The 14,369-nt window shown below is 69.1% G+C and carries 13 protein-coding genes; 2 read left to right on the forward strand and 11 right to left on the reverse strand.

Going from position 1 to position 14,369, the window contains the following annotated elements:
* Positions 1-47: 47 nt before the first annotated feature.
* Entirely contained in the window at positions 48-1,037 is a 990-nt protein-coding gene (locus tag D7X74_RS03710) for a LysR family transcriptional regulator (protein WP_120531518.1), read from the reverse strand.
* A gap of 189 nt (positions 1,038-1,226) precedes the next feature.
* Between D7X74_RS03710 and D7X74_RS03715 the strand changes: the two genes are divergently transcribed.
* Positions 1,227-2,450, forward strand: a complete 1,224-nt coding sequence (locus D7X74_RS03715; protein ID WP_279637058.1) for an MFS transporter — start codon at positions 1,227-1,229, stop codon at positions 2,448-2,450.
* A 50-nt stretch (positions 2,451-2,500) separates the two neighbouring features.
* On the opposite strand, the gene D7X74_RS03720 is transcribed toward D7X74_RS03715, so the two are convergent.
* Entirely contained in the window at positions 2,501-2,953 is a 453-nt protein-coding gene (locus D7X74_RS03720) for a hypothetical protein (protein ID WP_120531520.1), read from the reverse strand.
* A 236-nt stretch (positions 2,954-3,189) separates the two neighbouring features.
* Between D7X74_RS03720 and D7X74_RS03725 the strand changes: the two genes are divergently transcribed.
* Positions 3,190-3,927 (forward strand): class I SAM-dependent methyltransferase, encoded by a 738-nt coding sequence (locus tag D7X74_RS03725; RefSeq protein ID WP_120531521.1) that lies wholly within the window; start codon positions 3,190-3,192, stop codon positions 3,925-3,927.
* 16 nt (positions 3,928-3,943) lie between these two features.
* On the opposite strand, the gene D7X74_RS03730 is transcribed toward D7X74_RS03725, so the two are convergent.
* From D7X74_RS03730 to D7X74_RS03770, 9 genes are all read right to left on the reverse strand, one after another.
* Positions 3,944-5,176: an FAD-dependent monooxygenase gene (locus D7X74_RS03730; protein ID WP_120531522.1), complete on the reverse strand. Its 1,233-nt coding sequence runs from the start codon at positions 5,174-5,176 to the stop codon at positions 3,944-3,946.
* Positions 5,177-5,268: 92 nt separating this feature from the next.
* On the reverse strand, positions 5,269-6,831 hold the full coding sequence (locus tag D7X74_RS03735; RefSeq protein WP_147446460.1) for a HEAT repeat domain-containing protein: 1,563 nt from the start codon (positions 6,829-6,831) through the stop codon (positions 5,269-5,271).
* Between the two features lie 176 nt (positions 6,832-7,007).
* The gene (locus D7X74_RS03740; RefSeq protein ID WP_158622173.1) at positions 7,008-7,904 is read right to left on the reverse strand and encodes a DUF3455 domain-containing protein; all 897 of its coding nucleotides are present in this window, start codon (positions 7,902-7,904) and stop codon (positions 7,008-7,010) included.
* Positions 7,905-8,020: 116 nt separating this feature from the next.
* Positions 8,021-8,692, reverse strand: a complete 672-nt coding sequence (locus D7X74_RS03745; protein ID WP_120531552.1) for a hypothetical protein — start codon at positions 8,690-8,692, stop codon at positions 8,021-8,023.
* On the reverse strand, positions 8,689-9,363 hold the full coding sequence (locus D7X74_RS03750; RefSeq protein ID WP_233595242.1) for an endonuclease/exonuclease/phosphatase family protein: 675 nt from the start codon (positions 9,361-9,363) through the stop codon (positions 8,689-8,691). The genes D7X74_RS03745 and D7X74_RS03750 overlap by 4 nt, the downstream gene beginning before the upstream one ends.
* A gap of 338 nt (positions 9,364-9,701) precedes the next feature.
* Positions 9,702-10,598, reverse strand: a complete 897-nt coding sequence (locus D7X74_RS03755) for a PD40 domain-containing protein (RefSeq protein WP_120531526.1) — start codon at positions 10,596-10,598, stop codon at positions 9,702-9,704.
* A gap of 100 nt (positions 10,599-10,698) precedes the next feature.
* On the reverse strand, positions 10,699-11,478 hold the full coding sequence (locus D7X74_RS03760; RefSeq protein WP_120531527.1) for a LytTR family DNA-binding domain-containing protein: 780 nt from the start codon (positions 11,476-11,478) through the stop codon (positions 10,699-10,701).
* Complete coding sequence (locus D7X74_RS03765; protein WP_120531528.1) at positions 11,475-12,527, reverse strand: sensor histidine kinase; 1,053 nt, start codon at positions 12,525-12,527, stop codon at positions 11,475-11,477. The genes D7X74_RS03760 and D7X74_RS03765 overlap by 4 nt, the downstream gene beginning before the upstream one ends.
* Positions 12,528-12,605: 78 nt before the next feature.
* The gene (locus D7X74_RS03770) at positions 12,606-14,114 is read right to left on the reverse strand and encodes an aldehyde dehydrogenase family protein (RefSeq protein WP_120531529.1); all 1,509 of its coding nucleotides are present in this window, start codon (positions 14,112-14,114) and stop codon (positions 12,606-12,608) included.
* Positions 14,115-14,369 lie beyond the last annotated feature (255 nt).

Raw genomic sequence — 14,369 nt, forward strand, 5'->3', positions numbered from 1 at the left:
CCCTCAGCGTACCCCGGGGCTGCCCCGTCTTCGACATGGGCCAGGGCTCATCCTCTCTGCGTCGCCACCGCCAGGGCCGTGGGGATCTTCTCCCGCATCAACTCCACGAACTTGCGCAGCCTCGCCGGATGGAACCGCGCATGGGGATAGAGCAGGTACAGGGGCAGGGGCGCGGCCCGCCAGCCTGGCACCAGGTGCACGAGTCGGCCCTTCGCCAGGTCCTCCTGGAGCACCCAGGACGATGCCACGCAGACGCCGAGCCCCTTCACCGCCGCGCTGCGGATGGCGTAGAGGCTGTCGGTGCTCACGCGCGGCTGGAAGACGATGGGCTGGACCTCGCCGGTGGCCACGTGGGTCAGTGAGATTTCATTGCGGTAGAACGAGCGCAATGACAGCCACGGCAGCCGTGCGAGCTCGTCGGGATGGGTCGGCACGGGGATGCCCGCCAGCACCGACGGCGCGGCCACGACGATGCGCGGCACCTCCGCCACGCGGAGCGCCACCACGCTGGGGTCATGCACCTCTCCAAGGTGGATGGCGCAGTCGATGCCGTCCGCGACGAAATCCGCTGCCCGGTCGTGCAACAGCCATTCGACCGAGACCCGCGCGTGGCGCCCCAGGTACTCCGTCAGCGGCTCCACCAGCATCTGCTGCCCGAACGCATGGGGCACCACGACGCGCAGCGTGCCCTCCGGTTCGTCGCTCGCGCCCCGCAGGTCGGACTCGAGCAGGTCCCAGTTGGCCAGCAACTCCTTCGCCCGTCCGTAGCAGCGCGCTCCGTCCTCGGTGAGCTTCATCGCATGGGTGGAGCGCTGAAGCAGCCGCAGCCCCAGTGAACGCTCCAGCGCCTGGAGCCGGCGACTCACCGTCGGCTGCGTGGTGCCCAGCTGCGCGGCGGCGGAGGACAGGCTCCCCGCGTCGACGATGCGGATGAAGGTCTGCATCAGCTCCAGCCGGTCGGCGGTGGCTGGCGCGCCAGGTGGGGGAAGCCGCTTCCGGGAAACACGCGGCCGGGACGGCTTTGACGGGTTGGGCATGGGAGCGACTTCAGATTGATGGATACGTGGGACGTATAACCGCTGTGCGGAGCACGCTACTACCGACTCCTCCTCCTCTGGCGCACTCTTGCTTCGACTCGCAGCGCCAGGGAGAACCACATGTCCTTCATTCGTTCCGTACATGGAGCCGCCGGGAGCGGAACATCGCCTGCGGGGGGCACCGTCGCCATGGCCCGCGCGTCCCAGCCCGCGCCCGCCAGCCACGGCGGCAGTGAGCCCTTGTCGAGCGGCCTGCGCCTGTTGCTGGCCTCCGGAGCTGGACTGTCGGTGGCGTCGATCTATTACAGCCAGCCGATGCTCGGGGTGATGGGGGCCAGCATCGGCGCCTCCGACACCACGGTGGGCCTGGTCCCCACCCTCACGCAGTTGGGATACGCGCTGGGCATCCTGCTGCTGGCGCCCCTGGGTGACCGCTTCGACCGGCGCCGCATCATCCTGGTCAAGGCCGCGCTGCTGAGCGTGGCGCTGCTCCTGGGTGGCATCGCCCCGAACATCGGGCTGCTGCTAGCGATGAGCTTCGCCGTCGGCCTGACGGCGACCCTGGCGCAGGACATCGTGCCGGCCGCAGCGACCCTGGCCCCCGAACACGAGCGCGGCAAGGTGGTCGGCACGGTGATGACTGGCCTGCTGCTCGGCATCCTGCTGTCCCGTGTCATCAGCGGCGTGGTCGCCGAGCACTTCGGGTGGCGCGCCATGTACCTGGTCGCCGCCGCCAGCGTGGCCCTGGTTGGCGTGGCGGCCTGGCGCGGCCTGCCTCGCTTCCGTCCGACCAGCACGCTCTCGTACGGTGCCCTGCTGGGTTCGCTCGCCAGCCTCTGGAACAAGCACGGCGCCCTGCGCCGGGCGGCGCTGGCGCAGGGGTTGGTGTCGGTTGGCTTCAGCGCGTTCTGGTCCACGCTCGCCGTGATGCTGCACGGCGCGCCGTTCCACCTGGGGAGCGCGGCCGCCGGTGCCTTCGGTCTGGCGGGCGCGGCGGGGGCGCTGGGCGCGCCGATCGCGGGCCGCGTCGCGGATCGCTTCGGCCCCGAGGTGGTCACCCGCCTGGGCGCGGCGCTGGCCGCCCTCTCCTTCGCCGCGATGCTCGCGGTGCCGTGGCTCGAACCGAACCACCGGCTGTGGCTGATTGCCGCCAGCGCGATTGGCTTCGACCTGGGCGCACAGATCATGCTCGTGGCCCATCAGACGATTGTCTTCGGCATCGACCCCGCCGCGCGCAGCCGGCTCAACGCGGTGCTGTTCGTCTGCATGTTCATCGGCATGTCCGTCGGCGCGGTGAGTGGCAGCCTCGTGCTGGCGCGGTGGGGATGGATGGCGGTGACGCTGCTGGCCACCGCCTCCGCGCTGGCGGCCTTGGCCGTCCGCCTCTTTCCGGGAGCACGCACGGCCCGCTGATTCACTCCAGCGCGGGCCGCGCCTCGCCGCCGTGTTCGGCTGGCGTCAGGCTACTCCAGGCTCGGGACCTGGCTCATGCCGGCCATCATTCCCTGCAGCGGGTTGGCTTCCTTCGACATCGAGGTGGCGTCGAGCGACACCGGCGCCTTCTCCTCCGCACCCTGGAAGCTGTCGGAGAAGGGCGAGCCGCCCGACGCGCCCTGGGCCCCCGTGGCGCCCTGCACGCCCGCGGCGACGGTCTGCAGCAGCTGGGTGATGCCGCTCAGCACCGAGAGCGCGCTCTCCAGCAGCTTGCCCAGCGACTCCGCCTTGCCCGCGCCACCGGCGTCGAAGCCATCCATCTTCAGGGCGTCCATCAAGGGAGAACCCTTGGCGCTCGCCTTCGTCCCGGAGGCGGAGGCATCCACGGCGCCCGGGAGGCTGGGAGCGCGGAGCGCGGGAGACTCCATGGCGGGCGAACGGCTGACCGAGGCGGGGCTGCTGCGAACGGAGGAGATGCTCATGGCGGAGCTCTTTCAGAAGGGGAGTGCTGCGTTCAGCGACGAGGACTCCCATAGCAGCGGGCGTGCCAGGGCCCCGGTCCCGGCAGGGCGCTCACAAGTCGTTGATCTTGTTTGGATGCGCGTGACTTCGCCTTCGCGCACGGGAGCCCGCCCTGGTGACTTCGGTCACATGCTGGTGTTTGCAGTCACCAGGACCGTGACACGATGCCAGGGCCTGCCTGGAAAGGTCGTGAGACATGTCGGCGCAGTATGACCAGATTGGAGAGAAGGTCGCGGACTGGGATGTCCTGCCGGTGCGCTCGGAGTACATCGAGGGCCATACCTTCTTCAAAGCGCTCGGCTCCGTGGAGGAGCGGAACGTCCTGGACCTGGCGTGTGGCGACGGGCTGTACACGCGGCAGCTCAAGGCGCGAGGCGCCAACCGGGTGGTTGGCGTGGACATCTCGGAGGAGATGATTGGCGGCGCCCGGCGATACGAAGAGGCCCAGAGGCTGGGCATCGAGTACCACGTGTCGGACGTGGCCGACATGGCCCCCCTGGGTGTCTTTGATTGCGTGACGGCCGTCTATCTCCTGCACTACGCAAACTCGCCCGAACACCTGCTGCGAATGTGCCGGAACATCCATGCGCACGTGAAGCCAGGGGGCCGCTTCGTCACCTATTCCTTCAACCCCGGGTTCAGCGCGAAGGGGCCCAACAGCACCCGCTATGGCATCACGATGTTGGACTTTCCGGAGTCCCCTCGGGAAGGGCAGGCGATCTCCGCGGAGCTGCACACGAAGACTCCCTTCACCATCCACTTCTCCTACTGGAGCCGGGCCACCTACGAGCAGGCGCTGCGCGAAGCGGGATTCCGCCAGCTCACGTGGATGTCTCCCGAGTGCTCTCCCGAGGGCATCGCCCGGTACGGCCGGGCGTTCTGGCAGGACTACCTGGACAACCCTCACGCGGTCGCGCTGCGCTGCGAGCGGTGATCAAGCCCCCTCCGTCTCAAGGCGAGGTGTGGCCCTGGAGGCCAGGGGCGCTTGTGAGCGGTGTGAGGTAGCGCGGTTCGACGGGGGGCACGTCCCCCGCGCCCTGCATCTTCTTGCCCGCGAACCACATCACCGCGCCCAGGAGGGTGAACATCATGTGCAGCACGCCGAGCGGCTTGAGCACCATCTGTCCCGCGCGCGTCTGCCCTGCCTGGACCCGGTCGATCTCCGGCTGGCGCTCGTCCTGGATCCGCTGGAAGACCGCCGCATCCAGCGGGCGCTCCGCCTGGAGGGCCTCCAGCAGGTGGTTGGCGGCCACGAACGTGTCGCGGAGGGCCAGGTTCAATCCCTGTCCGCCCGACGGTGACATGGTGTGCGCCGCATCCCCGAGGAAGAGGACGCCCGGTGCGTGCCATTGGCGCACGCGGTCGACGAGGATCTTCAACACCTGCCACTCGGTGTTTTCGTCGAGCTTGCGCTCCACGTGGGGCCGGAGCGCCTCCGGCAGCGTGGGCAGCAGCCGCCGTCGCAGCTCCGGGAGGTCCTTGCGCAGCCGGTTGAGGTCGCCCGGCTCGCTGTAGGCGAGGTGCAGCCGGTGGCCCGTGGAGCGCTGGAAGACGACGACGAGCCCCTTGCCGAACATGTGAACCTGGAGCGACTCGGGCAGCGCGTCCGGTGCGTCGGAGAGGTCGAAGCGCAGCCAGAGCGCGTCGGCGGTCGTCGCGAACTGTTCGGTCTCCAGGCCGCAGGACTTGCGCAGGTGGCTGTTGCGCCCGTTGCAGACGATGAAGAGGTCCCCGTCCACGCGGTCCTCCACGCCGTCATGGCGGGTCTTCATCGCGACGACGCGCCCGTCTTCCTGGAGGGCGTCGAGCACGGTGGTGCCGAAGTCGAGGCGGTAGTGGGGATGGCGCATGCACAGCCCGTGCAGCAGCGCGAGCATCCCCGGCTGCGACACCACGGCCCCGCGCTCCTGGGGGCCTGGCACGCGGACCGTGCGGCGCTTGCCCACGTACATGCGGCGCTCGATGTCTGGCAATGCCAGCCCCCGTTCGAGCAGCGCGGAGAAGAGCCCCGCGCGTTCGAGCGCTTCGACGACCGGCGCCTGCAGGAGTTCGCCTCGGAACTCGCGATTGAAGTCCGGGTGGCGCTCCAGGACGCGGACCGGAACGCCGTTCGTCACGAGCTGGTAGGCGAGGAGCATTCCGGCGGGTCCACCACCGACGATGACGATGCGAGGAGGCTTCATGGCGGACCTTCTACCGGACTCCCGCCGGTTCCGGTGCCACCCTGTTCAAGGCCTTCGCCTGCCTCCTGTTCGACCACCGTGTTTCACGCGCGTCAGCGTGACCAGGGCGGAAGGACGTCCTGCGCCGGACGGCCTTCCTGGCGCGCCAGGTGGTACTCCAGCTCCCGGTGGATGCCCGGCGAGCAGAAGCCTTGCAGTGCCGCGTCGAGCAAGGCGGAGCGGTCCTCGGCCGTTCCCAGCCGGGAGAGGGCCCAGGCTGCTTCGTCCGCGCCGGAGGCGTGATTCCTGGGCGAAGACGTTGCCGCCCCGGCGAGCACCTGCTCCAGCACGGGCCGGCTGGCCTCCGCGTCCACCTGGCCGAGCCAGCGCACCGCCTCCGCGCGCAGCCCCCGCTCTGGTGGTTCCAGGGCCGCCTGTCTCAACATCGGGAGCCATTCACGCTGGCCCTCCCGGACAAGGCATGCGGCCGCGCGGAGGCGCATGCGCTCGTCGCTCGAATGCACCAGCGAAGTGAGCCGGTCGCGCCAGCCAGCGCCCGACTCGCCCAGCGCGAACAACCCCTCCAGCGCGAAGACCTGGGTCTCCGCGTCCTCGCCTTGCAGCGCGGCCAGGAACAAGGGCCGGTCTCCGGGCGCGGGCTGCCGGGCCGCACCCTGGAGAACGAAACGGACGAGGGCCGCGTTGTCGGGATACCGCATCGCTGCGAGCGCCCATCGGACCGCCATGGCGCGGTCGTGGTCGAGGAGGTGGTTGAGCAGCGAGTGCCGCACTCCGTCCGCGATGTCGAAGTCGCAGAGGAGCGAACGGAGGAGCGGGCGAGCCTCGCGCCACTCCACCAGCAGCTCCAGGGCCCGGAAGCTCCCAGGCGGACTCGGCTGGATGCCATGGGCCACCTTCTGGGCCACGCTCTCAGCGCGCACGATGCGATGGATGAGGCGCAGCAGCGCTTCCTGTCCGAAGGATGCAAGCAGGTCCGGCAGTGGCAGCAGCAACAGCGCGTCGACCGACTGTTGGAGCCGGGGCTCCGCACGGGAGAGCTGGCCCAGCACCTCCGCGGCCGCGTCGCGTGCCCACGCATCGAGGAGCATCCTGGCTTCCGGGCGCTCACGGTGCGCCACCGCCACCTGGAGATTCGCCCGTGGGTCCCAGTCATCTCCCTCCGCGAGCGGATGGCGGTCGTGCAGGAACCAGCGCGAATAGAGCCACTCGACGAGCCGTGGGGACAAGCGGGTGTGTTCCGTGGACGTGAGCACGTGCGCGCGCATCTGGGGCGAGTGCTTCAGCAGTGCGGCCTCGGCGGCCTCCCACGCGTCCTCCGTTCGCGCCAACGTGAGAACCTCTTCGGTGGACGGGGAACAGCAGGGGCACATGAGCGGAGAGACGTCGATGATCCGGGTGATGTCCGGACCAGAGAGCGGTGCGCCTTGCTTCACCAACGCATGGAGCGCCCTCTCTCGAGTGGAGAACCCCTCCCGTTCATCGAAGAACCGTTCGAGCAGGAGGGGCGTCAGCTCCGGCCCTCCGAAAACACCGAGCAGGCGGACGACCCGACCTCGAAGGTCGACGCTCTCCAGCGGAACCGTTTCGAGCAGGGACAGCAGTTGCGCGCGGATGTTCTCGCGCGACGACCACACCAGACTGGGGACTGAGGACAATCCAGACGCCGAGTTGGGACCGGCTGGCGAGACCGGCTGCGTGGATGCAGGGACTTCAATCACTGCAGGGACTTCCATGAAGGTAGCTGCCCCGTGGCCCTGCCGCAAGCCGGCCGCGCCAGCTTGCGCGGCGCAGGGTGCCTCAGCTCATGCGACGACGACCTCGACGCTCACTGCTACGGAGTCGTGAGGACATCGATGAAGTAGTAGTCCGCTGCGTAGGGCACCCGCTGGCGGCTGCCCACGTCCGGGGTGCCGGCGCAGCCCGTCGTTGGCGCGATTCCTCCTACGGTGTTGAGCCGGAGCACGTAGCCCTTCTGGGCTCCGTCGGACGTGGTCCGCGAGAACACCTCGGACGGGAGTCCCCGGTCGATGCGCGCGACGTTGGCGAGCCGCAGCAAGGGGACGTTGGCAGGCCCGTTCGCGACCGTGGCCTCGACACTGCCGATGAAGAGGGTCTGGCCGGAGGTGGTCGAGCCCTGGTCAAGCACTGGCGCCGACACGCGCCAGGCCGGGCCCACAGGCGGCGCGCCGGTGGGCGGCCCGTAATCAATGCCAGCCGGGTAGCGGAAATGGTCGAGGACCAGCAGCTCCAGCGCCGGGATGGGCTGGGGGGTGATGGGTTGGAGACCTGCTTCAGGTTGGAGGAAGGTCCAGGCGAAGCTGGTCCCGTTCTGGCGGCACTCGTAGACCTGGGCCGCTGGCGCCGCCCGCGTGGAGTCCGGGAGAACGGCCACGTCACTGGTGCCAAAGGGCGGTGGGTCCGCGGGCGTGGAGCCCGTCTGGTAGGCGGCCACGATGTGGGCGGAGGGCCGCGATTCGGAGGGGCGGCTGATCAGCTCGCGGAGGTTGTACTCCACGCCTCCCAGGGTCACCCGCAGGACGTCGTCCGGCACATTGGCCGGCAGGCTGGTGGGGGCGTTCTGGGCAATCTGCTTCACGGCTTCAGTGGCGGCCTCGAACTCATCGTCACCGTCATCATCGTCATCGTCATCGTCGCACCCTGCGAAGGCCACGGCGGCGAGCGCGAGTGTGGCGATGACACGGACGGGGCTCGTTCGAGCAGGCTTCAAGGTGGGCCTCCCTCGGAAACGAGCAACGGTGAAGGAAGCCTTCCGTGCCGACAACCCGTCCAGCTGGAGGAACGCGTGTCTTCCTCACGACGCTCTGGGGACGGACCGACCGCCAGTCATCGAGCGTTCGCGCGTCGCCAGCGGAGCGAGAGCCCGGCATGGCCGGTCACCTGACGGCGGCCTTCTCTCAGGTCGAGTGGAAGCTCAAGGCCGGCCTCGGCTCGAATCTCAAGGGACTTCCCCAGACGGTACGCGACGCCCAGCGAACCGCCCGGTAAGGCAAGCAGGTGCGAGCCGTTGAACCTGCCTTGAAAGACGGTCAGCGGTCCCGCGAAGGCCCCCATCAGCGAAGCGCCCCCGGTGAGCGTCCACGCGGGACTGAGCCGATAGTCGACCAGCGCCTGCCCCCCGAGGCGAAGGTTGACGGGCTCCGTGGAGTTGTTCGTGACGGGCACGTACCAGACACCCGCGCTCGGGGCGAGCGACAGCGTCCAGGGTGACCGTTCGACAAGCCGATGCCGGGTCCCAAGCTCCAGGCCCAGCAAGGTGAGGCGACCGCCCCAATCCCAGTTCTCACCAGCGCCCTTGCGGAAGGTGAGCTCGGGATTGGGCAGATACGCCCGCTCCCGGCCGTGCTCGAAGGCGAGCGCGTTCAGGGAAACGCCGACCTCGGTCGTCCCGACGGGGGTCGTCGCCGCGCCGAGGTTCCTCGCTCCGCTCAGACAGCCAGGAGCCAAGAGGAGAAGTCCACCCAACCACAATGACCGCATGGCCTTCCGCAGCGTCATGGCGGCCACGCGAAGCGCACCCAGACCGGATGGTGATCACTTCCAGCGGGACGCCTGTCCACGCCGCGCTCCACCGCAGAGAGCCCCTGGGTGAAGACGGAGTCGAGCGGCAATCCGCCAATCACGGAGTCCACGGTGTCACCCACGCCTTCCGACGCCCATTGGAATCCCCGCCCCGAGAACAGCTTCACGGTCTGGTTGAGGCTCCCCGGGTCGGAGGTGTTGAAGTCGCCAGCGATGATCTGCAACGGCCCCGCTCCGTCGAGCGCGTTGATGATCGTCTCCGCCTGGTCAAGCCGCCCGCCGAGCCCGACGATGGGGGTCGCGTTGTGCACGGAGACCACCTGGATGGGCGTCCCCCGGATGTCCACCGTCGCGGCGACGGCGATGCGGTGCTGCTTGCGGTACGGGTCGTCGTGAGGAAGAGGGATCTTCCAATCCGCGGTGATGGGCCACCGGCTCAACACCGCGTTCCCGAAGTCACCGCCATCCACCTGCACGGAGGCAGGATAGTAGACGTAGGTCAGTCCCAGCTCCGTGGCGATCCGTTCCACGGCGGGCGCGTCCATCTCCTGCATCACGATGATGTCCGCATCCGCGAGCGGAGGTCTCGTGAGGGCTGTTATCGCCTCGGTGACCTGCTCAGCGAAGGCGAGGTTGAACGTCACCACGGTGACCGAGGAGGGATCCTCCGAGGAGACGGCCCCCGGAGTCCGATGGTCTCCGCTGTACCTCGGTCCGCTCGCGTCGGTGTAGTTCTCCGCGAGCGGGCAACCGGTCAGGAGCGCGAGCAGGAGGGCTGCCCACGGCAGCGCGACGAGCGGGCCCTTGCGTCGGGAGCGACGTTTCCACGCAGGCGAGCTGTCAGCCGCCTTCTGTAGCTCAGGGCTTCTGCACGGATTGATCTGCGAAGACTGACTCATCGCTCACAGAACGGTGAGAAAGACCCAAGATTCCTGAGGGATGGGCCGCCTGGAGCGTGTGCCTCCAGGCGGCTGAACGGTGCGGGTCAGCGCCAGAGGCAGCGCGTGTCCAGGTGGTAGAAGTCCGAGGGCGTGAACGGATCCCACGTCTGCCGCACGAAGTAGAGGTGGCGCAGGTCGCGGCTCAGTGTGGGGTGGAACTCATCCTTCTCCGTGTTCACCGAGGGCCCGAGGTTCACGGCCCGCGTCCACGTCCCCGCGATGTTGAAGCTCACGTAGAGGTCTCCCAATCCATACCCGCCGGGCCGGTTCAGCGAGGCGAAGACGAGGACCTGACCATCCGGCGACACCCACGGGTTGTATTCCCACGAGTCAGCGCTGTTCACCGCGGGCCCCAGGTTCTCGGGCGCGGCGTAGCGGTTGCCCTGGCGCCGGGCGCGATACATGTCGAAGTCCGTGTCGAACGTGCCGCTCGCGAAGTAGAGCGTCCCGTCGCGGGTCACGCTCACGTAGAGCTCCTGCTTCGGCGTGTTCACGAGCGGGCCCAGGTGCTCGGGCGCCCCCCAGCCATCCCTCACGCGGTGCACGACCCAGAGGTCGGTGTCCTCGCGCTCGGCGCCGCCATTCACGGGGCGGGTGGAGGAGAAGAACAGGGACTGCCCATCCGGTGAGATGAACGGATCCGAGTCCTTGTACGTGCCGGAGAACGACACCACCTCACCGGGGCCGAAGCGGCCGTTGCGCAGGTGCGTGACGTAGATGGCCTGGAGCGGCGGCGTGTCCGAGTCGACGTGGTAGTACGCCGTCCTCCCATCCGCGGAGAGCGCGAGCCGGTACTCGGAGCGCTCTTCCAGGGAGATCTCATCGGGCGCGAAGAGGCTGCCCCCCGGCTCGCACTCCTGGGCCCCGGCGGAGCCCGACACCGTCACCAGGGAGACGGCGAGGAGGAGGTTCATCGACCACTGCTTGGCGAAACGCTGCATGTGCATCTCCTTTGTTGAAAGCACCGTCGCCCGGCGGCGGCGATGGGGTCCAAGGAGATGTGACGAACCGTGGAGGGTCTGGGACGAACGGTGGAGGCGCCTACGTGGGCAGCCCGAGCGCGCGTTGCACCTGCGCGCGATAGCTGCGCCCCGAGGTCAGCCGGGTGCCGTCCCGCAGGATGAATGCGTACTCACCGGGCGGAAGCGGCTCCACTTCCTCGATGCGGTCCAGCCGCACGATGAAGGAGCGGTGCGCGCGCAGGAACTGCTTCGGGTCGAGCTTCTCCTCCAGCGCGGACATCGTCTCGCGCGTGAGGTGTGACTGCTTGCCCACGTGCACGGAGACGTAGTTCCCCTCCGCCGTCAGGTAGTCGATGTCCTCCACCTGGAGGAAGCGCATGCGCCAGCCCACCTTGGCCACGAGCCGCGTCACATACGGCGTGGGGGACTGGCGCAGCGACAGGGACTCCAGCCGCGCGAGCAGCTCCGCGTCCAGGGTGGATGGCACGGCCCGATGACGGTCGCGCGCACGCGCGAGGCTCGTGCGGAAGCGCTCACGGTCGAACGGCTTGAGCAGGTAGTCGAGCGCGTTGGCCTCGAACGCCTGCACCGCGAAGTCGCGGTGGGCCGTCACGAAGATGACCGCGGGCGTGTGCTCGGCGGGGAGCGCCCGGAGCACGCCGAAGCCGTCCGGTCCGGGCATCTGCACGTCCAGCAGCACGAGGTCCGGACGCTCGGCGCCGATGGCCGCGATGGCTTCGTGGCCGTTGCGGCACTCCCCCACGAGGGCCATGTCGGGGGCTTCGGCCAGCAGGTCCTTCAGGCGCTGGCGGGCGAGTGGCTCGTCGTCGACGATGAGCACGCGCATGGGGACGCTCACGGAGAGGGCTCCGTGCGGAAGGGGATGGCCAGCGCCACCGTGGTGCCGCCGCCCACGGCGTCCCGAAGCTCCAGCCGGTGGGCACCGCCATGGAGTTGCAGGAGTCGCTCCCGGGTGATGCGCAGCCCCCGGCCGCCTCCCGTGCCCCGGGAGACATCCGCCGGATGCTCCTTGAGGCCGATGCCGTCGTCGCGGACCTCCAGGTGCAGCTCGGTGCCCTCACGCCGCGCGACCAGCGTCACCGTCCCGGGCTCGGTGCCCGGTGCGATGCCATGCTGGATGGCGTTCTCCACCAGGGGCTGGAGCACCAGGTGGGGGACGCGGGCCGTGAGGGCCTCCTGCGCGATGTCCTGCTTCACCGTGAGCCGGTCGGCGAAGCGCACCCCCTGGATGTCCAGGTAGGGCTGCAGCGAGCGCAGCTCCTCCTGAAGAGACACCTCCTCCGTGCCCGCGGCGTCGAGCGTGCTCCGGAGCAGGTCGCTCAGTTGCGCGATCATCCGCTCGCTCCCGTGGGGGTCGCGATGCACGAGGGCGGCGATGGAGTTCAGCGTGTTGAAGAGGAAGTGGGGGTGGAGCTGCGCCTTGAGCGCGTGCAGCTGCGCCCGGGCAAGCTGGGTGTCCCGGAGCTGAAGCTGATCCGCGTAGTAGACGGCGTGCGCCACGCCGAGCACGGTCAGGTAGATGAACGGGTTGGTGAACAGCGCGTGCGTGAGCACTTCCGGGAAGGGGGGACGCTGCGCGTACCAGCCGACCCAGGGGTCCAGGGAGAAGATGATCGCCGCGCGGAAGGACGCGACGACGAGCACGCCGGCCACATGAAGCGCGACCCGCGAGGGCCAGCGCCGCCGCTCGATGGGGAAGCGCAGCCCGAGCTGGAGGATGGCGATGGTGAGCGGGACCCAGAGCAGATGGGCCGTCATCGACGTGAGCAGCGCGTGCCCCCAGCCCACGCCACCCACGGAGTGTGCTTCGCTCGCGGAGACTAGGCCCGCGAACGTCCAGTAGGCGAGCGCGGCCGCCCACCCCTGCCAGAATCTGCGACGTCCCATGGGCTGGCACTATGCAGGACGCCGCGCCGGACGACGAGGGGCGGGGGCCACAGCCCCTCGCCGCCGTGTTGAAGGGGCTCAGTCCGGCCAGTTGCCTTCAATGGGATGCGGGCCGTCGGTGAAGGCACGCACCAGGTGGGTGCCGCCGACGAAGGCGCCCGCCCACGAGCCACCCTTGCCGCCAAAGGACTCCTCGCGGTCGCCTCGCGAGCGCAGCGCGTTGATGCCGACCTTGAAGGCGTGGAGCCTCGCGGCGATGCGCTGGGCGAGCTCCGGGTCGTCCGTCGCCACCGAGGCCACGAGCGCGCCGTTGGAGACATTGGCCTCCCGCACCAGCTCCTCCTCGGAGTCCACCGACACCAGGACGTCGACGGGGCCGAAGGGCTCGCGCAGGTACAGCTCACTGTCCTGCGGGAGGCCGAAGAGCAGGGTGGGCGGCAGATACGCGCCCCGCTCCTGCCGCGCGGTGAAGGCGTCCTCCGCGAGCGCCCCCTGATACAGCACCGCCGTGCCCTGTTCCCGCGCTTCGGCGATGAGTGCGCGCAGCTCCTCTGCCTTGCTGGAGGCGATGAGCGGCCCGTAGTCCACGTGCGCGCCCAGGACCGGATTGCCGACGCGCAACGTCGAGACGGTGTCCACATACATCCGGACGAACCTGGGGACGAGCGACTTCTCGACGACCCAGCGGGTGTAGGCGGTGCAGCGCTGCTTGCCGAAGTCGAAACCCGCCCGAAGCTGCTGGCTGAGCGTGTCCCAGTCCGTGAAGTGTGTGATTGCGTAGGCGTTCACACCCTCCATCTCCAGCGCGTAGCGCTTGTCCGTTTCGCGCAGGCGGCGGTGGACCTCGGCCCCATTGGCGCGACCGCCGATGAAGGCGACACCCGCGATGCGAGGGTGGCCGACGAGCGCCTCGGAGAGGTCCCTGCCGCGCCCGCCGACGAGCGACACGGGAAGGCCCGCGCGGCGCAGCAGGGCGAAGGCGAGGGTGAGTGAGACACCGCCGCCCTGGGTCGGAATCTTCGCGATGACCGAGTTGCCCGCGAGCGACTGCACGAGCACGTTGAGCAGCAGCACGGAGAAGGGGTAGTTCCAGGAGGCGATGTTCGACACCAGGCCGAGCGGCTTCCGGCCGTCGAGCATCGGGCCCACCTGCTCCAGGTACCATGCGATGCCCGCGATACACCGGTCCACGTCGTTGGAGGCCGTGGGCAGCGTCTTTCCGATGTCCCACGCCAGGATGCGGATGAGCAGGTCGCGGTGCATTTGAAGCTGCACCACCGCCTCCGCGACAGCCAATGCGCGGTCCTCGAGCGGACGGGCGGCCCAGGGCGTGGACTCCGCCGCTGCCTGCTCGACGCCGGTGGCGACCTGGGCGGCGCCAAGCAATGGCAGCTCGGCGATGACGCTGCTGTCGATGGGCGATACGGCGTTGAACCAGGCGGGCGGACGGGCCCACCTTCCAGCGATGGGTGACAGCAGCCGCCCCTGGTCGTCGAAGGCTTCCGGGACAGCCCTCCGGGCTTCGGCCAGCAGGCGGCGGCTTTCAAGGTGATGAAGGGGCTCGCCAATGATTTCAGTGTCCAGCACGGGTGCTCCTCCTCGCGTGTCGGATTCGCTCCGAATCCGTTGGAAACCCAGCTCATGACAAGCTGCGGCATGAACTGAATATCGTCACGCGCGTTCCACCTGTGTGGGCAGGCAGGCAAGGCCCCGGCAGCCGAACGCCCCCGCCGGCCCGAGCTCAACAGTCGAGCGGATAGAGCTTGATGTCCTTGTTGGGTGCGATGACCCGAAGGGTGTTGGTGCACTTCGGAGGGGCCCTCCGCGAGTGCGGTTCCCAGG

It is taken from the genome of Corallococcus sp. CA047B (genome assembly GCF_003612065.1).
GTDB lineage: Bacteria > Myxococcota > Myxococcia > Myxococcales > Myxococcaceae > Corallococcus > Corallococcus praedator.